Here is a 23,104-nt window from a genome sequence, read left to right on the forward strand (position 1 = left end):
GGATCCATGAGCAGTTCTGCCGCGCATAAATCTGGAAGCGATATCACAATCCGGTTTCTCGAACCGGGCGATGAAACCGAATGGCGTCGCCTTTGGACCGGATATCTCGAATTCTACGAGTCGACGGTTTCGGAAGACGTCTATCGCTCCAGTTTCGATCGCATGATGCAGGGGAATGCGGGGGCGCCGAACGAGTTCCGCGGTCTGCTGGCATTGGTTGACGGCAAGCCGGTGGGCCTTGTCCATTACGTGTTCCATCGCCACGGCTGGAAGATCGAAAATGTCTGTTACCTGCAGGATCTCTATGCGGATCCGTCGGTTCGCGGCACCGGCGTGGGGCGTGCCTTGATCGAGGCTGTCTATGAAAAGGCGGACGAAGAAGGATGTCCGGCGGTCTATTGGATGACCCAGGAATTCAACAAAACCGCCCGGCAACTCTATGACCGGATCGGTGTTCTAACACCCTTCATCAAATACAACCGTCCCAGTTGATCGAATATTCACAGGCAGGAAAAATGACCGATACCACCTTTCCCATCACCGGCCGCAATAAAGTGAAGCGCGCTCCTTTGCGCGGCGCCTATGACAAAGCATCGGTCTATGCCGTGTTGGACGAATGCCGGATCTGCCATGTCGGATACGTCGTGGACGGCCAGCCATATGTGACGCCAACCCTTTTCTGGCGGGACGGGAACACGCTGTATTGGCATGGGTCTTCAGCCAGTCGCATGCTGCGAACGGTAAAGACCGGCGTGAATGTATGCGTCACCGCCAGCCTGTTCGACGGTTGGGTCATGGCGCGGTCCGGCTTTCATCACAGTGCCAATTACCGCAGTGTCATGGCCTATGGGACCGCCAGGGCCCTGGCGACGGAAGCGGAAAAGGACGCCGCCTTGAAGGTGATGATGGACGGTTTGTTTCCCGGACGGTGGGAAGAAATCCGCCCCTCCACGACGCAGGAGTTGAAGGCGACGACTGTCGTATCGATGGATATCGAACAAGCATCGGCCAAGATCCGTTGCGGGGGCCCGATCGATGATGATGCGGATTATGACTTGCCGGTCTGGGCCGGCGTCCTGCCCGTGCGGCAGGTTCAAGGGGCACCGGTCCCGGACCCGAAAATGACGGATGGGATTGAATTCCCGGAGAATTTATCGGCCTATTTGGCGGAATGACAAAAGCCCCAACCAGCATTCCACGGTGAAGGGGAAGACATCTGTTCCCACCCGCTTGCGAAAGCGTGATTGTCTTTGCCGGGATGCCGGCGCTAGCGTCTTGGGATGACGGAAACGGGCGAAAACGACACATACCGGGACAGCGACGGGGATCAGGCTACGGGCGGCGCGGGGTCCGTGCCGCCCGGCTTGGCACAGCGCCCGCCGCAGTCGAAAGGGGCCGCGCTCTCCCTTCTGATCCTGTGCGAGGTGCTCGCCCTTTCCCTTTGGTTTTCCTCAACCGCCGTGATCCCGTCCTTGAAGGCCGATTTCGGATTGGATGATGCCGCCGCCTCGCTGATCAGCAGTATGGTGTCGGTCGGGTTTGTTCTCGGAACCTTGATCAGCGCCAGCTTAGGCCTGGCCGATAGATTGCCGCCAGTTCGGTTTTTCGCTGCATCGGCGATGGTGGCCGCGACCGCGAATGCGGCGATCATCTTCGTCGACCCGACCTCTTGGGCGGTGCCTGCCTTGCGCCTGGTGGTCGGCCTTGCCATGGCCGGGATCTATCCGGTTGGAATGAAACTCGCGGCGGGTTGGGCCAAGGGGGATATGGGATTCCTGGTCGGGACTCTTGTCGGCGCCCTTACATTGGGATCGGCTTTGCCGCATCTGATCAACATCGCGGGTGGGTTGGATTGGCGGCTGACGCTTGCCATCGCTTCGGGCGCGGCGGTGACGGCGGGTGTTCTGATCCTTTTCGTGCGGCCCGGTCCGGCCGTGCGCCGGGCGGCCGCCTTCCGACCCCAATTCGCCTTTCAGGCCTGGACGAAACGCAGCCTGCGCCTCGCCAATCTCGGTTATTTCGGCCATATGTGGGAACTGTATGCATTGTGGTCCTGGACAGGTGTTTTCCTGCTGGAAAGCTTCCGTCGGACGCCTGGCATGGAGGAACCGGTCTTTTGGTCCATGGCCCTCGCCTTCGCCACGGTGGCCTCTGGCGCCATCGGGTGTATCGCGGGCGGTGTGTTCGCCGACCGGCTGGGCCGGACGACGCTGACCATGCTGGCGATGGGCATCAGCGGCACCTGTGCGCTGGCCAGCGGTTTCGTGTTCGGCATGTCGCCCTGGATCGTCGCGCCGTTGTTCATTCTGTGGGGCATTTCGGTCGTCGCGGACAGTGCCCAGTTTTCATCCAGCGTGATGGAACTGTCGGACCCCTGGCTGATCGGCACGATGGTGACGGTGCAGACCTGCCTCGGCTTTCTGTTGACGGTCGGGACCATTCATCTGGTTCCGATGATGGCCGACTGGGTCGGCTGGCAATGGTCCTTCGCCTTCCTGGCGATCGGGCCCTATCTGGGCGTGGTGGCGATGGGGCGTCTGCGGGCCCATCCGGACGCGGTGAAACTTGCCGGCGGGCGGCGGTAGAAAACGGAAATTCTCCGGGATTGAACTAGGATCAGAAGTCGTAGCAGCGACCGGCTTTTTCCCAGTCGCCATAGCGCGTGGGTTCAAGGCCTTTGGGGCCGCCAATTTCTTTCGGCACTTCGCCTTTCGCTTCCGCCTCGGCCCGCCATTTCTGACCGGCCCGTTCCGCCTTCAATTCGGCAAGACGGCGCGAATCGACGCCTTTCACATCGGCATCGATCAAGGGATCGAGGTCCGCTTCCACCGGGCTGGGACGTTTCGGCTGGTCCGATCCGCCGCCCAAGACTTTCTTCAAGATGCTCATAACCCTTTATATGGCAATATTTCCGGCCGGTTTCCAGTCTTGAAGCCCAACGGTCAGTGCATATCTACAAACCCTCGAAACAAGGCATGAAGGAATTGGACGGTGAATACCTTTCGGACAGGTCTATTGCTGGCGGCCATGACCGCCCTTTTTCTGGCCGCCGGTTGGTTGATGGGCGGGCAGGGCGGTCTGGTGATCGCCTTTGTCATCGCGGCGGCGATGAACTTCTTCGCCTATTGGAATGCGGACAAGATCGTTCTTTCCATGTATCGGGCGAAACAGGTCGATCGAAACAGCGCGCCCGGCTTCTACGGCATCGTGGAACAATTGGTGCGGCGCGCGGACCTGCCCATGCCCAAGGTATACATTATCGACAATCCGCAGCCGAATGCGTTCGCGACCGGAAGAAACCCGGAAAACGCCGCCGTCGCGGCGACGTCGGGCCTGTTGCAGATGCTCAACAGTGAGGAGATCGCGGGCGTCATGGCCCATGAACTGGCCCATGTGCGAAATCGCGATACGTTGACCATGACCATCACCGCGACGATTGCGGGTGCGGTCGGCATGTTGGCCAATATGGCGATGTTCATCGGTATGTTCGGCGGCAACCGTAACTCGCCCCTGGGTGGAATCGGCGCGCTGATCGTTGCACTGCTGGCGCCCTTCGCGGCCATGCTGGTTCAGATGGCCATCAGCCGTACGCGCGAATATGAAGCCGACAAAATCGGCGCGGAGATCTGCGGCAATCCGCTATGGTTGGCCAGCGCGCTGCAGAAATTGGAATCAGGTGCGCGGCGCATTGATAATACTCAGGCGGAAAAGAACCCGGCGACCGCGCATATGTTCATCGTCAATCCGCTGCACGTGCATGGCGTCGACAGCCTTTTCTCGACCCATCCGAAAATGGCGAATCGAATCCGTAAATTGGAAGAAATGGCCGGGGCTCCGTTGCAGGCCGGTCCCTGGGGTTGAGCGGTCGTACCTGAACCCGCCCTTTTATCCATGACGCTTGCAAGCGGCCCGTTCTTGGGGCACCGATGCGCGCCATGATCGACAAGACCCAACAAACACCGGAACAGAACCCGCGCGCGGACGGTATTGCGGCACGACTGCGTGCCTTCGACGTCCTCGACCTTGTCCTCGAGCAGGGTAAGACCCTGGAAGAAGCGTTCGACGCAGCTCAGCGCGGCAAGACAGGCAAGCAGGGTCCGCACAGCGACAGAGATTCCGCCCATGCCCGTATGATGGTGCTGACGGTGCTGCGGCGGCTGGGCCAGATCGATGCGCTTTTGAACCGGTTTCTGACGCGCAAGCCATCGGGTAAGGGGCGCGCGGCGTTGACGTTGCTGCGCCTTGGGGCTGGACAGATCCTGTTCATGGAAACGCCGCCGCATGCAGCCGGGTCGACCGCGCTTGCCGTGGCCGACAAACGCAACCTGGCCGGCTTCAAGGGATTGGTGAACGCGGTATTGCGAAAGGTCGCGGCCGCGGCGCAATCGGTGCAGACGCAGGATGCTGCGCGGTTGAACATGCCTGACTGGCTGTGGAAGGCGTGCGCCGATGCCTATGGAAAGCCGGTCGCACGTGAACTGGGCGTCGCGCATCTTGTCGAAGCGCCCTTGGATCTCACTGTCAAAGGCGACGACGCGTCCGCCTGGGTAGAGAAACTCGGCGGCGCTCTTCTGCCCACCGGATCGGTGCGGCTGTGGAACGCGGGCGATGTGCGCAAGCTTCCCGGCTATCGCGATGGGGCCTGGTGGGTGCAGGACGCCGCTGCCGCGCTGCCGGTCAAACTGCTGATCGGGGCCATGGATAACCCGGGATCGGGCCATGTCGGCGACCTTTGCGCCGCGCCGGGCGGAAAGACCGCGCAACTGGCCGCGGCGGGGTACACGGTCACGTCCGTCGACAATTCCGCACCGCGCCTCGATCGATTGCGGGAAAACCTGGAACGCTTGTCGCTGAAGGCGAAGGTCGTTCAGGCCGATGCGCTTAGCTGGAAGCCCGACGAACTGTTGGACGGGTTGTTGCTCGATGCACCATGCAGCGCGACGGGGACGGTCCGGCGGCATCCGGATCTTCCCTGGCGGAAGGGCGGATGGGACCGCGACAAGCTGACGGCGCTTCAGAAATCACTGCTGCTTCATTCGGTGCAATTGGTGAAACCGGGCGCGCCGCTGGTTTACGCGACATGTTCCCTGTTGCCGGAAGAGGGCGAGGAGGTCGTCGAGGCGGCAATGGCGGAAGACCCGACCCTGGTTCTGGACCCCGTCGGTGCGGATGAGTTGACCTATCTGCCGGAGGCGTCGCGCGAGGGCGGCCTGGTTCGGACCCTGCCGAGTTTCTGGCAACAACGGTCGGGAAACCGCCGTGGCGGAATGGACGGGTTTTTCATCGCGCGGTTCCGGCGCGGCGTCTGAAAAGACACACTGGATAGACACACTGGGCGCCTAATCCAAACCGGTGCTATCCGTTGGAAGCGCGGCTCCGTAGTCCAGCATCCTGATTCTGTTCGAGGGGCGCGTCGGTTTCCCCATCGGAGCTCTGCCACGTGGCACGCTTGCGGTAGATGGTGGACGGCGCGATCCCGAGATACCCCGCGGCTTGCGGAATATTACCGCCGCAGATTTCGATCGCGTTCTCGATGGTTTCCTTCTCAACTTCCCACAATTCGCGGATCTCATTCTTGCTGCGCGGCAAGGCCTGCACCGGGGTATCCTGCACGGTCTTGTCGACAGTTGCGGCTATCGGCATTTGGGACGGGATCGGCTGCACGGTGCTCAACGGCGCGGGCAACATATCCGGTGTAACCATCTCACCATCGTTCAGAACGACGATGTTCCGGATGATGTTTTGAAGCTGGCGAACGTTGCCGGGCCAGGAATAGCTGCTCAGAATCATCGCGGTGTGCGCGTCGAAACTGTGGAAGGCCCTGCCTTCCTCCTGCGCATAGTCGACAAGGAAGCGCCGGGCTATTTCCAGCACATCCCCGCCGCGGTCGCGCAAGGGCGGCATGGTAATGGGGATGACGTGCAGGCGATAGTACAGGTCCTCGCGGAACCGGCCCTGCTCCACTTCCTTCATCGCGTCCCTGTTGGTGGCGCAGACGAAACGCACATCGACCTTCCGGGCGATTGGGTCGCCGACGCGCTGATAGGTGCCTGTTTGGATGAAACGCAGCAGCTTTGTCTGTAGATCCAGGTCCAGTTCGCAAATCTCGTCCAGGAACAGAGTGCCCCCATCGGCCAGGCTGGCCGCACCGTCGCGATCTTCATGGGCGCCCGTAAAGCTGCCCTTCCTATGACCGAAGATTTCGCTTTCCATCAATTCGCGGGGAATTGCGCCGCAGTTGATGGCGATGAACGGACCTTTTCCGCGTGTCGATTGGCGGTGGACGGCAACAGCGCATAGCTCCTTGCCCGTTCCGGATTCGCCTTCGATGAAAACGGTGGCCTTGGAATGGGCCGCGGCCTCAATCGTCTTGTAGACGGCCTGCATCGCCGGCGACCCGCCTATGAAGGCATCGAAGGCGCCGCGGGCGGTTTCCTTGTACTGGTCGACCAATACGGCAAGCGCGCGCCGTTCCAGGCCGTTCTTCACCGTGACGCGCAGGCGTTCCGCGTTGAACGGTTTGACCAGGAAGTCATACGCCCCATCGCGCATGGCTTCGACCGCGACGTTGATCGACCCGTTGGCCGTGATCACGACTACGGTGGTTTGGATGGCCTCTTCATTGATATGCCGCAGGATGTCCAAGCCGTTGATATCGGGAAGCGAGATGTCCAGCAGCACCAGGTCCGGCGGATCGTTATTGATCACGTCCAAACCCTCGCGCCCGGTTTCGACGGTGCGGATATCGACATCGACCGTCGACAGGTACTGCTCATAGAGCCGTGCCAGCGACATCGTATCTTCGATCAGCAAGACTGTCGGTTTGCCGGACGCTTTCATCATGTACCCCAGGATGCCGGTCGGAAACGGCCGGCTTACCTTGCGGCAAGACGGCAGAAAACGGGCACCGTTCCTATCGCCTCCCGCCGTTGACGGCCTGGCGATACCTCCCCCTTAAACTTTATCTTCCATTTTGTGTACCACAGTTCATGTCCCCGTCCATATAGTCCACCTGAAATCAAAAGGACGGCGTCAGGACTTTAGGGCGTCGCGGACCTCATCCGGCGTCGCCACTCGGCCACCCGCTTTTTCGATCTCGTCGACCGCGATGGCGATCCAGTCCAGGTTTGATCTTGCGTCTCGAACCGGCGCATCTTCCAAACCGACGCGCACATGGCCACCGGCTTGTACGGCGGGGGCGATCATCGGCGTTATGTCGACGCCCAGCCCCGCCACCATCCAGGGCGCGCTTGGCGCGGCCTCCGCCATCAGGTTGAGATAGGCGTCGAGCGCGAATTGTTTCGGCGGAAACCCGAAGGAATAGGCCTCCGAAAACATGAAGCGATAAACCGGCTGCGGGGTTCCGGGCATGGCGGCGTGCAGGGCGGCGCCCTGGCGGAGGAACCCCGGCTCGTAGATCGCGTAGGAGGGCGTAAACCCGTGGTCGCGGGCAAGCGTCAGGCCCCGGCGGATATGGTCTTCCGGGTTCAGATAAACGAAGCCTTCGCGTCCCTCTTGCATCGCCTGGAAAGAAGATACGTTCACCGAGCCGGGATCGACGATCGACCATTCGATCGCACCATGCTTGGCCAGTTCCTCGACGGCGGCATAGCGTTCGACCGCGGTCAACGGGCGGTCCGCCGAACTGGCGTGGAAGGGCAGCGTGCCATAGACGATGGCGCCGGTTTCCCCGTGGATCGCGCGGATGATTTTCTCGTATTGGGCGGCATCGTCGACCTGCCTGTCGCCGGTTTCGTCGAAGATATGCAAATGGATGATGCTGGCTCCGGCACGGGCACAGGCTATTCCTTCCGCGATGATCGCGTCATCGCCGCGCGGGGCCAGGGGCTGCAAATCCCGGGACCAAGGCCCGTTTATCGCCACTTCCAGCCAGACAGGTTTGCCGGTATCGGTCATATCTCAGCCCCAATCGTGAACCGTGCCAGGGTCGCGATCAGGCAGGCCATGACGCCGAGGGTCAAGACCTTGCGCAGGGGTAGGTACCATGCCGGGAAAAACCCGGTGCGGACCGCGTGACGATCGACCAGGAAGGCGGCGGCAAAGGCAGCGATGAAGATGATGAGCGTAAAACCGGGGCTCATCCGCAACGCGGCCCAGGCAATCAGCGACGGTGTGACCGACCATCCAAGGCGCATCCAGTTAAGGTCGCCGGAATGCTCGCCCGCCAGTGCTTTGCCCCAATGGACGCCGCCCAAAAAGGTCAGGATAACCGCCGCATAGGTGAGAAGCAGGCTGACACCTTCGACTTGCAGGACCGGGGAGGATGTCCACACCGCCACGGCGCAAGCCGCGAAGGGAATCAGGCCCGCTAAACCCAACACCAACGCAGGGCGCGGAACCTCAGTCAGCATCTGTTTTATCGGCACCATGGGCGATTTCGTCCTTCTTCAGCGCGGTCAGGGCTGTTTTTGCCTGTTGCCGATGTACGGGTCTGATCTGGTCTTGGACCAGTTTCCAGGCCGCCCAAAATACGGCGGCGTCGTCAGTGAAGCCCAGACCCAATAGGAAATCGGGGATGGCATCGGTCGGTGCGATGAAATAGGCGAGCGCCGCGAAGAGCAGCAATTTGGTGCGTTTCGGCGTGGCCGGGTCCATGGCTGCGTAGTAGGCGGCGACCGCTTCCTCCGCAAAGGGAATCCGGCCCAGGAAGCCACGCAGCTTCGGCCAGAAACCGTCCCGGACGGCCCGGCGGTTTTCGCCTTCCCGTTCCGGCGCGGCCAAGGCCGGCAGGTCGGGCGTCCACTTGCCCGCGTTGTTCTTGCCTGTGCTGTTCTTACCCATGAAACCTATATGGGCTATTTGGAAGCCGTCTGCTATAGGCCGGGGGCCAGCCGGGGCAAAACAAGCCTTTTAGCAAGGTGTGGCATATGGTTTTGATCGATTTTAGGGAGGTTCCTGATGGATATCGACGGTGTTGGCGCGGTAGTGACGGGCGGCGCATCCGGTCTTGGTGCAGGCACGGCACGGGCATTGGCCGGCCGTGGCGCGAAAGTTGCGGTCTTGGATCTGAACATGGACGCCGCGCGCGCCATGGCAGATGAGATCGGCGGTATTGCGGTCGAGTGCAACGTGTCAGATGCCGCAAGCGCCGAAGCCGCGCTTCAGGCCGCCCAGGCTGCGCATGGCCCGACAGGCATCGCCGTCAATTGCGCCGGGATCGCGCCCGCAAAGCGCATTGTCGGCCGTGACGGACCGATGCCGTTGGACGATTTCCGCAAGGTTATCGAAGTGAACCTGATCGGCAGTTTCAACATCATGCGCCTCGCCGCTGATCAAATGACCGGGCGGGAACCGAATGCCGACGGTGAGCGCGGTGTCATCATCTCCACCGCGTCGGTTGCCGCCTTCGAAGGGCAGATCGGCCAAGCCGCCTATGCCGCGTCCAAGGGCGGCGTTCACGCGCTGACCTTGCCGGCCGCGCGCGATCTGGCGCGCCATGGCATCCGTGTCCTTGCCATCGCGCCGGGCCTGTTCGGCACGCCGATGCTGTTGGGCATGCCGCAAAACGTTCAGGAAAGCCTTGCCGCGACGCTGCCCTTCCCGCAGCGCTTCGGGACGCCGGCGGAATATGCAGATCTTGTCCTGTATATGATCGGCAGTCCGGTGATGAACGGCGAAACCGTGCGGATCGACAGTGCCGTGCGCCTGGCCCCGCAATAAGGGTTCCGGCCAGGGTGCCTTCTGGGGTTTGCCTCGCGGAAATTTCTCTGTCTTAACTTTTCGGGATGTATTCTGCGGGAGGATGGGATGAGTTTGGAAACCTGGATTGCCTATGCTGTGGCGACGGAAATTCTGTTGATCATTCCGGGCCCCACCGTGTTGCTTGTGATCGGCTATGCGCTCACCCGCGGGCGCGGCCCGGCGTTGTGGGCCGTGGTCGGGTCGTGCCTGGGCATGACCTGCGCCTTCGCGGTTACCTTCGCGGGGCTTGGGGCTGTCCTGGCCGCCAGCGCCACGGTCTTCACGGTCATGAAATGGGTGGGCGCCGCCTATCTCGTCTATCTAGGCGTTCAAATGTGGCGCGCGAAGGCCGATACGATGCTGAAGGTTGAGGGCGTGCCGGGTGAAAAGCCGCGCCAGCGCTCGACATTTCTACACGGGTTTATCACCACCATTCTAAACCCCAAAGTCGTCGTCTTTCTGGTCGCCTTCGTGCCGCAATTCATGAACCCCGCCGCACCGGCATTGCCGCAGGCAATCATCATGACCGCGACCTTTGTAACCCTGGCCTTCCTGAGCGACGGCGCCTATGCGGTTTTCGCCTCAAAGGCGCGGCAGTCGTTGATGGGCGAGCGGACGGTGAAATGGGTGCAGCGGACGGGCGGCAGCCTTCTGATCGGTGCCGGGCTGCTGACCGCCGCGACCAAACGGGTCGGCTGAACTTCCGGGCGGCCTGCTTCCGTTAATTCTTGGGTGGATGCTCGGCGATCCACGCTTCATACCGGGCATCGCCGTCCTGAATCTGTTCCGCCGTCATAAGCTTGTGCAGATCGTCGATGCTGGTGATCGCGACGGCGCGGTCCGCGTTGCTCAAATGGGTCGCGGCGGCGGAATACCATTTCAGCGATTCGGCAAGGTCCGGTTCGCCCAACGCATCTTGCTGGTATAGCCGTCCAAGATTGTGCATTGCCTTTCCGTGGCCGTTTTCGGCCGCTTGCAGCAGGTAGTCATGCGCCTTGCCGACATCTTTAGCGATCCCGTTGCCATGTTCATAGAAGCGCGCAAGGTTGAACGCGGCCGACGCCATGCCCTTGTCAGCGGCGCTTTTGTACCAGGACGCCGCCTGTGCCGCGTCCTTCGCCTGCCCGAAGCCTTGTTCCGCCATGACGCCCAGCATGAATTCGCCGATCACGTTTCCGGATTCCGCTTCGGCGGTGAAAACCGCGCGGGCGTCGTCGAACTGACCGGCCTGCAAGGCGGCAAAGCCTTGGTTGATGTCCGCCTGTGCCGGGCCGGAAATGGTTAGGGATGTTGCCAGCAAAATGGCGGGCAGGAATCGCGGAACGGTTATTTTCAACTCTTCACCCTCTCCTGAATCTTGTCCATGAACTGCGCCAGCTTGATATCCAGTTCCGTAACGCCATCCGCGCTGTGGGTCGTCAGCACCACATCGACCTTGCCATAAACATTGGACCATTCCGGATGGTGGTCCATCTTTTCCGCCTTCAGCGCAGCCTGGGTCATGAAGCCGAAGGCTTCGACGAAATTCTTGAATTCGAATGTCTTGGCGATCGCATCGCGGGTGTCTTGAGAGTCCGACCAGCCGTTCAAATCGGCAAGTGCGGCTTTGCGCGCGTCGGGCGTCAGTTTTTCTGCCTGCGGCATTGGCTGCCCCTTTCTAATCACATGGGATTCTCACTATAACGACGGTATGGGTAACGCAAACGAACGATCCTTTTCAAATGACGGTGCCGTGTTCGGCGCGCCGCCGTCATTCGCCGATATCGAAGCGATGGCCGGCCGCGCCTTCGAAACAATTCCGGATGTCCTGCGGAGCAAGACCGCGACCATTCTTTTCATGGTTGAGGACTTTCCGGATGAGGAAACCTGCCGGGACATGGGTCTTGAGTCTCCGTTTGACCTTCTCGGTCTCTATCAAGGGGTGGATTTGACTCAAAAAAGCGTTGCCGATCCGTCGCCCGAACCGGATATCGTCTTTCTCTACCGGCGGCCGATCCTGGATTTCTGGTGTGAGACCGGCGAAGACCTGGAACATCTGGTCCGGCATGTGTTGATCCACGAAATCGGCCATCACTTCGGTCTGTCCGACGATGATATGGAAGCGCTGGAAGCCGCCGACGGGGATGATTGAGCAAGCTTAAGGCCGGCCGATTGAGCCCGCGATAACAGGCTGGAGGGCGCTGGCGAACGAGCGTTTTGGACAATTGACGCGCCTAATTGTGTTCTGTATACAGAATTCAGTATGGAGAAAGTCATGAAGCCAATCGCCTTTTCACCGAACCTTGTGGACCAGGTCTACGACGCGGTGCTGGATGCCATCTGCAACGGCAGTTTGGCGCCGGGCGAACCGGTGGTTCAGGAGCAGATCGCGGAAACGCTGGACGTCTCCCGCCAACCCGTGGTCCAAGCGCTCGTTCTGCTGAAGAAGCAGGGGTTTGTCGAACCCGCGGGACGCAAGGGCCATCGTGTCGCGCCGTTGGACGCGGAACTTGCCCGGCGTGTCTATTCGATCCGGGGCGCCCTGGATCGCCTGGCCGCGCGGGAAGCGGCCGGGAACCCGGCGGCGGCTTCCTTACTGAGCGCCGCGCTTGAAAAAGGCAGGGCGCTGGTGGCAAGCGGCAGCGTCGCCGATTTGATCGAGGCGGACGCGGCCTTTCATCAGACGATCTATTCTCTCGCCGACAATCCGTTGATTGCTCAGACATCGGATGTCCATTGGCGGCATATCAAACGTGTCATGGGGGCGGTTCTGCGGGACGGTGCCCAACGGGAATCCGTCTGGTCTGAGCATGCCAAGATCGCCGAGGCGATTGCCGAAGGCGACGCGAAGCGTGCTGGAAAGCTGGCGGAGAAACATGTCACCCAAGCGGCGGAGTATCTGGTCGCGCAATTGGAACAGGATCTGGCGATCAGCGCCTGACACGACAAGACAAAACGAGAAGTAAGAAACCGGAAGCCGCAAAAGCGGCGCCAAGAGGAAACGCAGGAGGAACGCATGAAACTGACCGATGCGCAGCAGAAGGAATTCGACCGGGAAGGATATGTCTTCCTGCCGGAAATGTTCGACGATGACGAGGTGGCGGTTCTGCGCCGGGAAGCGGAAGCCATTTATGCCTCGGACCGGGAAGAGGTCTGGCGCGAATCAAACGGTGTCGCCCGCACTGCCTTCGCCGCGCATACCTATAACGAGGCCTATCGCCGCCTCGGCCGGCATCCGCGCCTGGTCGAACCGGTCAAACAGTTGCTGGATGGTGACGTCTACATGCATCAGTTCAAGATCAACGCGAAGGCAGCCTTCGACGGTGATGTTTGGCAGTGGCATCAGGATTACGGCACTTGGCAGCGGGACGACGGCATGCCGACTGCGCGGGCGATGAACATCGCGTTGTTCCTGGACGACGTAACCGCCGCCAACGGGCCCTTGCTGTTCATTCCGCGCAGCCACAAGCATGGTGTGGTCGAGGCCGGTCACGACCTTGAAACCACGTCCTATCCGCTTTGGACGCTGGACCGGGAAACAGTTTCGAAACTGGCGGAAGAAGGTGGCTGTGTCGCGCCGACTGGCAAGGCGGGGTCGGTGCTGATGTTCCACGGCACGCTTGTCCATGCTAGCCCGCCGAACATTTCCCCGATGCCGCGCACCATCGTTTATTTGAGCCTGTGCGAGGTGAACAATCACATCACCAAGTTCACGCGGAAGGAATGGATCGCCCATCGCGATTTCACGCCGATCGAAAGCCTGAACGACGATTGTTTGAAGGAACTCGCCCGCGAAGCGGTAGCGGCCGAATAAACGCAGACCCCGATGGCCCATTCGAACAAGGTCAAACGCTCGGTGGAGACACCGGAAGGATCACTCTGCGTTGACCTGTTCGAACGACCGGGCGGTGGATATGGGTTTGAACTATATCGCCGCGACGGCGAAGACCCTTCGGGGTGGTATCCCATCGGTGGGTACAAAGACCTGCATTTCGAAACGGAAGAAGCCGCGTGGCAGGCTGCGGACCGGGCGGTACCCTGGTTCCGCGACCAAGCCACGAACAGCGGATGAACAGAGAGAGACCCCCATGAACCTTACCAGCATGCTGCGCCAACGCGCGGCGGACGAAAAACCTGTCCGTGTCGCCCTGATCGGGGCCGGAAAATTCGGATCGATGTTCCTGTCCCAAGTGCCGACGACGCCCGGCATGCATCTGACCGGGATCGGGGACCTCAGCGTGGACCGCGCCAAAGCCGCCTGCGGCAATGTCGGTTGGCCCGAAAGGCAGGCGGACGCGAAAAGCCTGGACGACGCGGTTGCGACCGGTGGGACTTTCGTCACTGATGATACGATGGCGCTAATCCGGGATCCACGCATTGACGTCGTAATCGACGCGACCGGCATCCCGCCGGTGGGGATCAAACATGCGTTGGCAGCCATCGACAATGGCAAGCATATCGTCATGGTGAATGTGGAAGCCGACGTGCTGGCGGGACCGCTTCTGGCACAGAAGGCACGGGATGCCGGTGTCGTCTATACCATGGCCTATGGCGATCAGCCGGCCCTTATCGCAGAAATGGTGGATTGGGTCCGGGCCATCGGATTCGATGTCACTTGCGCGGGGAAGGGTACGAAATACATTCCGGGCTATCACGATATCAATCCCGATACGGTATGGGGCCACTACGGGCTGACCGCTGAACAAGCGGCGGCCGGCGGCATGAACCCGCAAATGTTCGCAAGTTTCATGGACGGCACCAAATCGGCCATTGAAATGGCGGCGGTCGCGAATGCCTGTGACCTGACTCCGCCGGCCGATGGGCTCAATTTCTTCCCCTGCGGCGTCGACGACCTGACAACCGTGCTGCGCCCGGAAGCGGATGGCGGCCAAATCAAACAGAAGGGCACGGTCGAAGTCATCGCCTGTAATGAGCGCGATGGCCGAAATGTGTTCCGAGACCTGCGCTGGGGTGTCTATGTCACTTTCGAAGCGCCAAATGAGTATGCAAAGCGCTGCATGTGGGAATACGGCATGAAGGTGGACAGCACCGGAAAATACGGATGCATGTACAAGCCCTATCACCTGATCGGTCTGGAACTGGGCATCAGTGTTGCCAATGCCGCCCTGCGCGGCGAGGCAACGGGTGAGACCCGCTATTGGCGCGGTGACGCTGTGGCGACGGCCAAGAAAGACCTGAAACCCGGCGACATGTTGGACGGTGAGGGCGGGTTCTGCGTCTATGGAAAATTGATGCCCGCCGCGGCGTCGCTCGCGCTCGGCGGTTTGCCGATCGGTTTGGCGCATGGCTTCAAACTGAAGAACAAGGTCGCCAAAGGCACGCCGCTTACCTGGAACGATGTCGAGGCGGACGAAAGCATGGAGGCGGTCCAGATTCGTCGTGAAATGGAACGGGCTTTCGCCAACCGTTAGAAAATGTCAGACGCGATCCCGGCCGAGCAACGCTGTTTCCAGTGATCGTGTTTCATCCGCTAGGGTATCGATTACAGCCCGGACCGCGGCGACACGGCGGATGTCTTGGTGGACGTAAAGGTGAACGGTTCGCTTCAGATCCGGAATCGGATCTGTCAGCCGAATAATGTTCGAATAGCGGTCCGCCAATATCATTGGCAAAACGCCCAGCCCGCCGCCTGACGTGATGAAATCCCCCATCATCGCGGCGTCGTTGTGGCGGATCATCGGCGCGCGGTTGCCAAGGCGATCCTGAATCCACTCGCCCCCGGCAAAATGCCGGTGCAAGGCGTCATAGCCGATCCAGTCGCATTCCCTATAGCGGTCTTCCGTCCGCGCGGCGGGGTTGGCGGCGACATAAGCCACCGACCCATAGACCGCGTAATCCAAATCGAACAGTTTGCGGGAAATCTGATTGGTGTTCTGGGGCGGTCTGTCCCGTATCAGGATATCGGCTTCGCGCCGGGTCAGGCTTGCGAATAGGTGTTCGATACCGATCTCAAGCTCGACCGCTGGAAGTGTATTCCGCAATTTGGGAAGTAATGGCGCCAATATCTGTGCGACGACCTCATCGACGGAAAGCCGCACGGACCCTTCCGCATCAGGCGACAATCCATCCGCCTCGGCGGTCAACGCGGCGGCGGCCGCCTCCATCGCTTCGGCCTTTGGCAACAGGGCCGTGCCCTCGGGGGTCAGGGCGAAACCATCCGGCAACCGGTCGAACAGACGGGCCTGAAATGCGTCTTCCAGTTTCTTTAAGCGCCGGCCGACCGTGGGTTGGCTGATCTGCAGGGCAGCGGCCGCCCTGGTCAGACTGCCGCCGCGCGCAATCGCCAGGAAAATGCGGATATCGTCCCAATCCGCTTGCATGCCATAAACCTCCACAATCAAACATTCTTGAATATAAAAATGTCTAAACAGATCGACGCTACAGAAAAATGAATAGTGAAATGAGAATGAATGTCAAATCCGAATGCTTTTTCCATCGCGTTGCTGTCGCAACGTTTGCGCTTGAGGCGATCAGCTTTTCAGTTTTCTTGGGCTTCTTCCTGTCCGGGGCAACACCAGACCTGACCTTGCCAATCGGCTGCGCGATGATCCCGTCCTTTGCCGTCGAAACGGTGCAAAGGGCCTGCTGACGACCCCTTTCCAAACCTGCCGGCAGCCATAGCCGAATTCCGTCCCTGCAGAAAAATTCGGCAGGGCCGATTTTCCTCTTGCGTCCCGAAAGCCTTCGCTGCTACAAACCAATTATGCAATTGCAAGTCAGTCGCATTTGCATGTTGAGTATCTGCTGTTTGGAGCTCTGCCGATGACAACTCAGGCAAAAGGCCGTCGGATCCGGTTTGTCCTTCCCGGTGAAAATCCGGCCCCGGCCGTCTCAGCCAGAACCGTGTCATCGGTCCGCTGCCCCGGGCGGCCGGCATGTCAGGAGAAACCGGAAGTCACCGTCGCGGGACCCGTCCACCGGTTTCAAGAGGCAAAAGTGCCGGTCGCCCGGGTCGGCTACTGGGACCTGAAATTCACCGAACAATTCATGGTCTGGTCGTCACGCTTTTGGCGATTGCTGCAGGAAGGTGGCGCACCGACCTTGGGTCCGCTGGAAGTGGCCTTCTCGAAGGTGGGGATACGCCAGGCGCTGGGCCCCTTCGATGCGTTGATGACGATATTGGCCTTGGAAAAGAAACGACAACGGTTGTTGGCGGCGGATCTCACCGCGCCATTGATCCCGGATGAGAAACGGTTGTTGTTCGTTCTTTCAACACGATCGAAACAGATGCGCTGTGCGGTATTGGCCAATATGATTTCCTGCCAGGGCACGATGCTGGCAAAGCCGGTTATCGCGGAAATGGTGGAAGCGCTTTCCAAGGCGGACTACACCCTGCCGCACCGTTTGTGGAACTTCCCCGAATTAGCCACGGTTCTGGACCTACACCCAGATCTGGATCCAATCGCCGAAACAAGCGCGGACCCCGCCGGCATCTGAATTGGCGCTATCGTCCCGGCAAGGAAATCCCTATCCTCCGCCCATCCAAAAAATGGGAACGAGCATCGTGCCGGACTGGAACCATTTACTGCCATTCTTCACCGCGACGATGGTATTCGCTTTTCTGCCCGGGCCGGCTTTGCTGTACACGGCGGCTCAGACGCTGGCCCATGGACGGCGGGGCGGGTTCATGGCGGCGCTCGGCCTGCATATCGGTGGGTTGGTCCATGTGTTTGCAGCGGCGGCTGGTCTATCCGCCGTCTTCACCCATGTGCCGGCGGCTTATACGGCGTTGAAGATTGCCGGCGCGATCTATCTCGTCTGGCTCGGTATCGGCATTATCCGGACAAAGATGGACCCAACTGTTGCCGACCCCGACAGGGCGCCCCGGTACGTCCCGGCCCGCCGAAGCGGGCGCGCCTTCCTGCACAGTATCATGGTCGAAGTGCTGAACCCGAAGACGGCGCTTTTCTTCATCGCCTTTCTACCGCAATTCGCCGACCCCGCGGCGAGTTTTCCAGTCTGGGTACAGTTCTTGGTCCTGGGGTTGATTGTGGGCTGCGCCTTTTCCATGGCTGATTTGATGGCGGTCATGCTCACGCATCAGGTGCTGACCGGATTGAAGAAGACGCGAACCGCACAAAGGATCGCGCAGTGGACGGGCGGAACGGTGCTGGTGGGATTGGGCGCGCATCTGGCGCTGTCAAAATAGGAAAGCGGCCCAGGCTGGGACTTTTCCCGGCTTGCCGCCCCTGGCGGCCGGTTTGACAAGGCGGGATTTTGGTCTAGAACGCCGCTGTCTGAAACTTCATTTCAATCGGGAATTTAGCGATGAAAGCCGCGGCGAAATCCTCCGTCAAAAAAGTTGTCTTGGCCTATTCCGGCGGTTTGGATACCTCGATCATCCTGCGATGGCTGCAGGACACCTACCAATGCGAAGTGGTGACCTTCACCGCCGATCTGGGTCAGGGCGAGGAACTTGAGCCGGCGCGCAAGAAGGCGGAAATGATGGGCGTGAAGGAAATCTTCATCGAAGACCTTCGCGAAGAATTCGTCCGCGACTACGTCTTCCCGATGTTCCGGGCGAACGCCTTATACGAAGGCGTCTACCTGCTCGGTACCTCAATCGCGCGGCCGTTGATTGCCAAGCGCCAGATCGAAATCGCGCGCCAGACGGGGGCGGATGCGGTCTGCCACGGCGCGACCGGCAAGGGGAACGATCAGGTCCGGTTCGAACTGGGCTATTACGCCTTGCAGCCGGACATCAAGGTCATCTCGCCCTGGCGGGAATGGGATCTGAACTCACGCACCAAATTGATCGAATACGCGGAACAGCATCAGATTCCGATCGCGAAGGACAAACGCGGTGAAGCGCCGTTCTCCGTCGACTCAAACCTGCTGCACATCTCGGCGGAAGGGAAAGTCTTGGAGGACCCGGCCGACGAAGCGCCGGACTATGTCTATTCCCGCACGGTCGATCCGATGGACGCGCCTGACGTCCCGACTGTCGTCGAGATCGAATTCGAAAAAGGCGATGCGGTCGGTGTGGATGGCGAACGCCTGTCCCCCGCCACGGTGCTGACCAAGCTCAATGAATTGGCAGGTGCCAATGGCGTCGGCCGGTTGGATCTGGTGGAAAACCGGTTCGTCGGCATGAAGTCCCGCGGCGTCTATGAAACCCCCGGCGGAACGGTCTTGATTGCCGCGCACCGGGCAATGGAAAGCATCACGCTGGACCGCGAGGCAATGCATCTCAAGGACGAGCTGATGCCGCGGTATGCCAAGATCATCTACAACGGCTTCTGGTTCTCGCCGGAACGCGAAATGTTGCAGGCCCTGATCGACAAGAGCCAGGAGCGCGTGAACGGCAAGGTCCGTTTGAAGCTCTACAAGGGTTCGGTCAGCGTCATTGGCCGGGAATCAGCCGACAGTCTGTATTCCATGGCGCATGTGACGTTCGAGGAAGACGACGTGTACGACCAGCACGACGCGGAAGGCTTTATCAAGCTGAACGCGCTGCGTCTGCGCCTCGGCACCCTGCGGGACAATCGCAAGTCCTGAACAGCAAAAAAGAATCCGGATTGGGGAGCGTGCGGCTGCGGTCGCCGCTCCCTTTTTCATTTTCAGGTGCGGCCGCGACCGGACAACGACAGAAGAGCGGAATCAGTTAGTCGAAAGCAGGTGAGACGGCGCTAGAAGGCGGCCTAGGCCCTTGTCCCGCACGGAATGCTTAAACGTATTCCAGCGGTTCGTTGCTATTCAGGATGGATTCAGCCGTTTCGTCAGGGTCGATCTCGATATGTGCGCTGATCACATGGGACAGGCCGTTGCCTTCCGTAAGTGGAAGGTCAATTCCCATGACTTTGACATAGGGGCGATCATGCTGGTCCAGATAACCGCTAACGACCCCGATGAACGGAAATTGGTCCATAATCTCGAAATATCGACCTTCGACGACATTCCAGGCTTCAGGTGTGATCGACGCTTCGCCCAGGACCTTGTTGGTATAGTCGACGCCCCACCATTCGGTGAGCTGCGTGCCCCATAACACGAAACGGATTTGAAACGGGTCGCGTTCGACCTTCGCAATGGAGATCTTGCCCAGCCAGGATCTGAACTCGATGAAGTCGAAATCCCGACGCGCCGGCAATTCCCCGTTCGGTCCGCGCTTGTCGTTCCAGATGCGGACCAGATCCTCAAACGGGCCGAATCCAGCCGGGTCTGCCGAAACCGGCAGCTTGGCATATTGCCAGTTAACAAGGTTTTTTGCGTCGGTCGTCACGGCGTTTTGCAATTCGGCTGCTACCTGATCTTCCAATCGACGTTGCATATTGTGGACCAAAGCTGATCCAATATGCATCTTGAGGGGCCTTAACCCTTTGTAGCAAGTATTATTCAGTAGAAAGCAGGGCAGATTCCGGAACATTGGAAATACCGAATTCTATATCAGCAAATACTCAACAGTCCGTGACCCTGCAGAAATCCTGATTGAACTGGTGTTCGAATGGTCAATACTTGAACCATGCGAAGAATGGAGAGCCCAAAAAAATTCTTGATGCTGCTGCCGCTTCTTGTCCTGCTTTGGTTGGATGGAACGGCATCCCAGGCAGGCGATCCAGAATCCAGTCATGAGTGGGCCGGCGGGGCGTGGTACGGTGATCCACCGGGACTTTCAGGTGAAAATCGGGATTTCACCTGGCGCTGGAAACCGACGAGGATCCCGCCTTATGAATTCGCGCGAATTGATGACGGCGACGCGGTGTCGTTAGCCGATTTCCACGGCAAGGTCGTGCTGGTGAACGTCTGGGCCACATGGTGCCCACCCTGCGTCGCGGAGATGCCGGCGTTGGACAATCTGCAAATGTTGCGTGGCGGGGAGGATTTCGCCGTCGTCGCGCTTTCGGTCGACAGCCAGGGTCCGTCTGTGGTGACCGCCTTTTTGAAAAAACACGGGTTGAAGAACCTGGTCCCTTATATCGGCAAAGGCCGCGAGACCTTCGACCATTTCGGCATGTCCGAACTGCCGACGACGTTCCTGTTGGGTCGCGATGGCAGCGTCTGGGGTGTGATCGCCGGGCCCGCCGAATGGGACGGCGCGACGGCGCTGAAACTGATCGACTATGCGATCGGGCTACAGCCCGGGCCATAGGGCATTAATTCTGGAACTTCTCGGCGAAGTGCAGAAGGGCTCGGATACGCTCGTCACGCTCCAATGGATTGGCTTTCAGCGAGACCGGCGGCAGGTGTCGTTTCGCAGATTTGCGTTGTGTGTCTTTCGGTAGGGTGGATTCATCGTCCAGCTTGACCGCGAAGACATGGATTTCCAACGAGTCGCCGTATCCGTCGACATCGCCCGCCCAGTCCCTATAGCCGCGCTTTTTCAACATAACGCCGCAATAGCACTGTTTGCTGTTCCGTGGAAGGGTGGGGGGATTGCCCGGGTAGACGAGCTTGCTCCTCCGGCGGAGTTGCCGTTTCGGGCGCGCCCGCCGGAGGGGATCGTGCCGGTCAGCCCATCGCTTTGGTCATGACTGAGGTCATGCGTTGCGCGAAGCCTGCGGGATCGGGCAAGGGCTCGCCTTCCATGATCCGCGCCTGGTCCAACAAAAGATAGGCGGCATCTTTGACATCACCGGCCGCATTTCCGGCCAAGGCTTTAATCAGGACATGGCCCGGATTGATTTCCAGGATGCGCGGCGCGCCTTGTTCCAACTGCTTGTGCTGCTTCAACAGGCGTTCCAGATGCATGTCCATCTCACCGTCATCGGCAACGAGGCAGCAGGGCGATGACGTCAATCGGTCGGACTTGCGAACATCCTTCACCGAATCGCCCAAGGCTTCCCGCAAGGCGGTGACCAGCGCGTCTACGGTTTCGGTCGCTGCCTTGTCGTCTGCGCTGTCGTCGTCCTTCTTCTCGTCTTCCTTCTCCGCGCCCTTGATCTTGGAGAGGTCAGCGCCGCCCCGCGTGACGGACTTCAACGCCTTGCCGTCGAACTCGCCGACTGACGGAATCCAGAACTCGTCGACGGGGTCGGTCATGTAGAGAACTTCAATCCCCTTCGCGGCGAAGCCTTCCAATTGCGGGGACCGGGACAGCGTGTCCTGATCGTCGCCGGAGATGTAGTAGATGGCTTCCTGCCCTTCCTTCATATCCGCAACATAGTCTGCCAGGGATACCCATCCTTCCCGTGAAGTCGATTTGAAGCGCATCAGCTTCATCAACTCGTCACGGTGCTCGGGGCTTTCGTAGACCCCCTCTTTGAGAACGGGACCGAAGGCATCCCAGAAAGTCGTATAGGTGTCTGCTTCCTTTTCAGCTTTCTTGGAAAGCTCACCCACGACCCGTTTGACCAGGCCGGAGCGGATTTTGGCAACGACCGGGTTATTCTGCAGCATTTCGCGCGAGACGTTCAGCGGCAGATCCTGCGAGTCGATCACGCCGCGCAGGAAACGCAGCCAGGACGGGACCAGATCCTCGCACTCGTCGGTAATAAAGACCCGTTTCACATACAATTTCAGCTTCGACTTGCGGTCGGGATGGAACAGATCGAAAGGCCGCATTGTCGGTATGTAGATCAGGCCGGCATATTCGATGACGCCCTCGGCCCGGAAATGCAGCGTCGCCCATGGGTCGTCGAAGGAATGGGAGACGTGGTGGTAGAATTCCTTGTACTGCTGTTCGTCGATTTCCGATTTGTTGCGCGTCCACAAGGCGGCGGCCGCGTTCAGCTGTTTTGGATAATCCTCACCCTCACCGGCGATCTTGATCGGGAACGGGATATGGTCGGAATAGGTCTTCACGATGTTGGCGATCCGCGGTTCCGACAAAAATTCCGCAGCGTCCTCTTTCATGTGAAGGGTGATTGTTGTGCCGCGGGCATCACGCGACGCGGGTTCGACCGTGAAGTCGCCCTTGCCATCGCTGATCCATTGCCATGCCGTGTCTTCGCCGGCGCGACGGCTGATCACGTCGACCTTGTCCGCAACCATGAAGGCCGCATAGAAGCCGACGCCGAACTGTCCGATCAGGGAGACGTCCTTCTTCTCATCGCCGCTCAATTGGGAAACGAAATTCGAGGTGCCTGACCGCGCAATGGTACCCAAATTGCCAACCAGTTCTTCCTTGGTCATCCCCGACCCATTGTCAGAAATGGTCAGGGTCTTGGCGTCCTCGTCGAAGGAAAGGTCGATCTGGAACTCGGCACCGCCGTCCAAAAGCGCGGGTTCGGTCAAGGCTTGGTAGCGCAGCCTGTCGCAAGCGTCTGCAGCGTTGGAGATCAATTCCCGCAGGAAGATCTCCCGCTCGCTGTAGAGCGCGTTGGCAACGATATCCAATAGCCGGCCTACTTCGGCCTGAAAGGAATGTTTTTCCGTCTTTGTCGCGGTTTCCGCCATGTTTTCCTCCTGCAAGACCTTCTAGCAGTGCTTGTCCACTCAATTTCGCGGCGATGCCCCTACCGGTCCA

At 59.8% G+C, this 23,104-nt stretch carries 28 protein-coding genes; 17 read left to right on the forward strand and 11 right to left on the reverse strand.

Going from position 1 to position 23,104, the window contains the following annotated elements; all coding sequences use genetic code 11:
- The first annotated feature begins 6 nt into the window (after window positions 1-6).
- The 3 genes from EOI86_RS14295 (at window position 7) to EOI86_RS14305 (ending at window position 2,585) form a co-directional block, all read left to right on the forward strand.
- Window positions 7-492 carry a GNAT family N-acetyltransferase gene (locus tag EOI86_RS14295; protein WP_127765852.1) on the forward strand — a complete coding sequence of 162 codons (486 nt, stop codon included), beginning with the start codon at window positions 7-9 and terminating at the stop codon, window positions 490-492.
- A gap of 23 nt (window positions 493-515) precedes the next feature.
- Entirely contained in the window at window positions 516-1,175 is a 660-nt protein-coding gene (locus tag EOI86_RS14300; RefSeq protein ID WP_127765853.1) for a pyridoxamine 5'-phosphate oxidase family protein, read from the forward strand.
- Window positions 1,176-1,280: 105 nt separating this feature from the next.
- Complete coding sequence (locus EOI86_RS14305; RefSeq protein ID WP_127765854.1) at window positions 1,281-2,585, forward strand: MFS transporter; 1,305 nt, start codon at window positions 1,281-1,283, stop codon at window positions 2,583-2,585.
- A gap of 31 nt (window positions 2,586-2,616) precedes the next feature.
- Here the strand turns inward: EOI86_RS14305 and EOI86_RS24790 are convergent, their stop codons facing one another.
- Window positions 2,617-2,889 carry a DUF1674 domain-containing protein gene (locus tag EOI86_RS24790; RefSeq protein ID WP_127765855.1) on the reverse strand — a complete coding sequence of 91 codons (273 nt, stop codon included), beginning with the start codon at window positions 2,887-2,889 and terminating at the stop codon, window positions 2,617-2,619.
- Window positions 2,890-2,991: 102 nt separating this feature from the next.
- On the opposite strand from EOI86_RS24790, the gene htpX reads away from it, so the two are divergent.
- Together htpX and EOI86_RS14320 are read left to right on the forward strand one after the other, a co-directional pair.
- Window positions 2,992-3,861, forward strand: a complete 870-nt coding sequence (gene htpX, locus EOI86_RS14315) for a zinc metalloprotease HtpX (RefSeq protein WP_127765856.1) — start codon at window positions 2,992-2,994, stop codon at window positions 3,859-3,861.
- Between the two features lie 65 nt (window positions 3,862-3,926).
- Window positions 3,927-5,309, forward strand: coding sequence for an RsmB/NOP family class I SAM-dependent RNA methyltransferase (locus EOI86_RS14320; RefSeq protein WP_240035676.1), 1,383 nt, complete (start codon window positions 3,927-3,929; stop codon window positions 5,307-5,309).
- A gap of 46 nt (window positions 5,310-5,355) precedes the next feature.
- On the opposite strand, the gene EOI86_RS14325 is transcribed toward EOI86_RS14320, so the two are convergent.
- The 4 genes from EOI86_RS14325 to EOI86_RS14340 all read right to left on the reverse strand — a co-directional run bounded on the left by EOI86_RS14325 (window position 5,356) and on the right by EOI86_RS14340 (window position 8,802).
- Window positions 5,356-6,843: a sigma-54-dependent transcriptional regulator gene (locus EOI86_RS14325; protein WP_338033053.1), complete on the reverse strand. Its 1,488-nt coding sequence runs from the start codon at window positions 6,841-6,843 to the stop codon at window positions 5,356-5,358.
- Window positions 6,844-7,032: 189 nt separating this feature from the next.
- Complete coding sequence (locus EOI86_RS14330; RefSeq protein WP_127765857.1) at window positions 7,033-7,917, reverse strand: beta-keto acid cleavage family enzyme; 885 nt, start codon at window positions 7,915-7,917, stop codon at window positions 7,033-7,035.
- Window positions 7,914-8,390 carry a DUF3429 domain-containing protein gene (locus tag EOI86_RS14335; protein WP_127765858.1) on the reverse strand — a complete coding sequence of 159 codons (477 nt, stop codon included), beginning with the start codon at window positions 8,388-8,390 and terminating at the stop codon, window positions 7,914-7,916. Before EOI86_RS14335 ends, EOI86_RS14330 begins: the two co-directional genes overlap by 4 nt.
- Entirely contained in the window at window positions 8,362-8,802 is a 441-nt protein-coding gene (locus tag EOI86_RS14340; protein WP_127765859.1) for a YkvA family protein, read from the reverse strand. Before EOI86_RS14340 ends, EOI86_RS14335 begins: the two co-directional genes overlap by 29 nt.
- Window positions 8,803-8,919: 117 nt before the next feature.
- Here EOI86_RS14340 and EOI86_RS14345 point away from each other — a divergent pair, with 117 nt between their 5' ends.
- Window positions 8,920-9,681: an SDR family NAD(P)-dependent oxidoreductase gene (locus tag EOI86_RS14345; RefSeq protein ID WP_127765860.1), complete on the forward strand. Its 762-nt coding sequence runs from the start codon at window positions 8,920-8,922 to the stop codon at window positions 9,679-9,681.
- Between the two features lie 87 nt (window positions 9,682-9,768).
- Window positions 9,769-10,401: a LysE family translocator gene (locus tag EOI86_RS14350; RefSeq protein ID WP_127765861.1), complete on the forward strand. Its 633-nt coding sequence runs from the start codon at window positions 9,769-9,771 to the stop codon at window positions 10,399-10,401.
- 22 nt (window positions 10,402-10,423) lie between these two features.
- Here EOI86_RS14350 and EOI86_RS14355 read toward each other — a convergent pair whose 3' ends face one another.
- Window positions 10,424-11,038 carry a tetratricopeptide repeat protein gene (locus tag EOI86_RS14355; protein ID WP_161973837.1) on the reverse strand — a complete coding sequence of 205 codons (615 nt, stop codon included), beginning with the start codon at window positions 11,036-11,038 and terminating at the stop codon, window positions 10,424-10,426.
- A complete protein-coding gene (locus tag EOI86_RS14360) occupies window positions 11,035-11,346 on the reverse strand; it encodes a 4a-hydroxytetrahydrobiopterin dehydratase (RefSeq protein WP_127765863.1) in 312 nt (103 codons plus the stop codon). Before EOI86_RS14360 ends, EOI86_RS14355 begins: the two co-directional genes overlap by 4 nt.
- Before the next feature lie 46 nt (window positions 11,347-11,392).
- On the opposite strand from EOI86_RS14360, the gene EOI86_RS14365 reads away from it, so the two are divergent.
- From EOI86_RS14365 to EOI86_RS14385, 5 genes are all read left to right on the forward strand, one after another.
- The gene (locus tag EOI86_RS14365; RefSeq protein ID WP_240035677.1) at window positions 11,393-11,833 is read left to right on the forward strand and encodes a metallopeptidase family protein; all 441 of its coding nucleotides are present in this window, start codon (window positions 11,393-11,395) and stop codon (window positions 11,831-11,833) included.
- Window positions 11,834-11,956: 123 nt separating this feature from the next.
- Window positions 11,957-12,622, forward strand: a complete 666-nt coding sequence (locus EOI86_RS14370; protein WP_205032202.1) for a GntR family transcriptional regulator — start codon at window positions 11,957-11,959, stop codon at window positions 12,620-12,622.
- Between the two features lie 75 nt (window positions 12,623-12,697).
- Window positions 12,698-13,495: a phytanoyl-CoA dioxygenase family protein gene (locus EOI86_RS14375; protein ID WP_127765865.1), complete on the forward strand. Its 798-nt coding sequence runs from the start codon at window positions 12,698-12,700 to the stop codon at window positions 13,493-13,495.
- A gap of 12 nt (window positions 13,496-13,507) precedes the next feature.
- On the forward strand, window positions 13,508-13,753 hold the full coding sequence (locus EOI86_RS14380; protein WP_127765866.1) for a hypothetical protein: 246 nt from the start codon (window positions 13,508-13,510) through the stop codon (window positions 13,751-13,753).
- 16 nt (window positions 13,754-13,769) lie between these two features.
- Window positions 13,770-15,113, forward strand: coding sequence for an NAD(P)H-dependent oxidoreductase (locus tag EOI86_RS14385; RefSeq protein ID WP_127765867.1), 1,344 nt, complete (start codon window positions 13,770-13,772; stop codon window positions 15,111-15,113).
- Window positions 15,114-15,119: 6 nt separating this feature from the next.
- Here the strand turns inward: EOI86_RS14385 and EOI86_RS14390 are convergent, their stop codons facing one another.
- Window positions 15,120-16,022: a LysR family transcriptional regulator gene (locus EOI86_RS14390; protein ID WP_127765868.1), complete on the reverse strand. Its 903-nt coding sequence runs from the start codon at window positions 16,020-16,022 to the stop codon at window positions 15,120-15,122.
- A gap of 86 nt (window positions 16,023-16,108) precedes the next feature.
- On the opposite strand from EOI86_RS14390, the gene EOI86_RS14395 reads away from it, so the two are divergent.
- From EOI86_RS14395 to EOI86_RS14410, 4 genes are all read left to right on the forward strand, one after another.
- Entirely contained in the window at window positions 16,109-16,291 is a 183-nt protein-coding gene (locus EOI86_RS14395; protein ID WP_127765869.1) for a hypothetical protein, read from the forward strand.
- A 347-nt stretch (window positions 16,292-16,638) separates the two neighbouring features.
- Window positions 16,639-17,139 (forward strand): hypothetical protein, encoded by a 501-nt coding sequence (locus tag EOI86_RS14400; protein WP_127765870.1) that lies wholly within the window; start codon window positions 16,639-16,641, stop codon window positions 17,137-17,139.
- A 67-nt stretch (window positions 17,140-17,206) separates the two neighbouring features.
- Complete coding sequence (locus EOI86_RS14405; protein ID WP_205032203.1) at window positions 17,207-17,851, forward strand: LysE family translocator; 645 nt, start codon at window positions 17,207-17,209, stop codon at window positions 17,849-17,851.
- Between the two features lie 119 nt (window positions 17,852-17,970).
- On the forward strand, window positions 17,971-19,200 hold the full coding sequence (locus EOI86_RS14410; RefSeq protein WP_127765872.1) for an argininosuccinate synthase: 1,230 nt from the start codon (window positions 17,971-17,973) through the stop codon (window positions 19,198-19,200).
- A 169-nt stretch (window positions 19,201-19,369) separates the two neighbouring features.
- Here EOI86_RS14410 and EOI86_RS14415 read toward each other — a convergent pair whose 3' ends face one another.
- Window positions 19,370-19,969 carry a PAS domain-containing protein gene (locus tag EOI86_RS14415; RefSeq protein ID WP_127765873.1) on the reverse strand — a complete coding sequence of 200 codons (600 nt, stop codon included), beginning with the start codon at window positions 19,967-19,969 and terminating at the stop codon, window positions 19,370-19,372.
- 201 nt (window positions 19,970-20,170) lie between these two features.
- Here EOI86_RS14415 and EOI86_RS14420 point away from each other — a divergent pair, with 201 nt between their 5' ends.
- Window positions 20,171-20,788, forward strand: coding sequence for a TlpA disulfide reductase family protein (locus EOI86_RS14420; RefSeq protein WP_161973838.1), 618 nt, complete (start codon window positions 20,171-20,173; stop codon window positions 20,786-20,788).
- Window positions 20,789-20,792: 4 nt separating this feature from the next.
- Here the strand turns inward: EOI86_RS14420 and EOI86_RS14425 are convergent, their stop codons facing one another.
- Window positions 20,793-21,026: a hypothetical protein gene (locus EOI86_RS14425; RefSeq protein WP_127765875.1), complete on the reverse strand. Its 234-nt coding sequence runs from the start codon at window positions 21,024-21,026 to the stop codon at window positions 20,793-20,795.
- Between the two features lie 121 nt (window positions 21,027-21,147).
- A complete protein-coding gene (gene htpG, locus EOI86_RS14430; protein WP_127765876.1) occupies window positions 21,148-23,034 on the reverse strand; it encodes a molecular chaperone HtpG in 1,887 nt (628 codons plus the stop codon).
- Window positions 23,035-23,104 lie beyond the last annotated feature (70 nt).

This window comes from Hwanghaeella grinnelliae (assembly GCF_004005845.1).
Lineage (GTDB): Bacteria > Pseudomonadota > Alphaproteobacteria > UBA8366 > Aestuariispiraceae > Hwanghaeella > Hwanghaeella grinnelliae.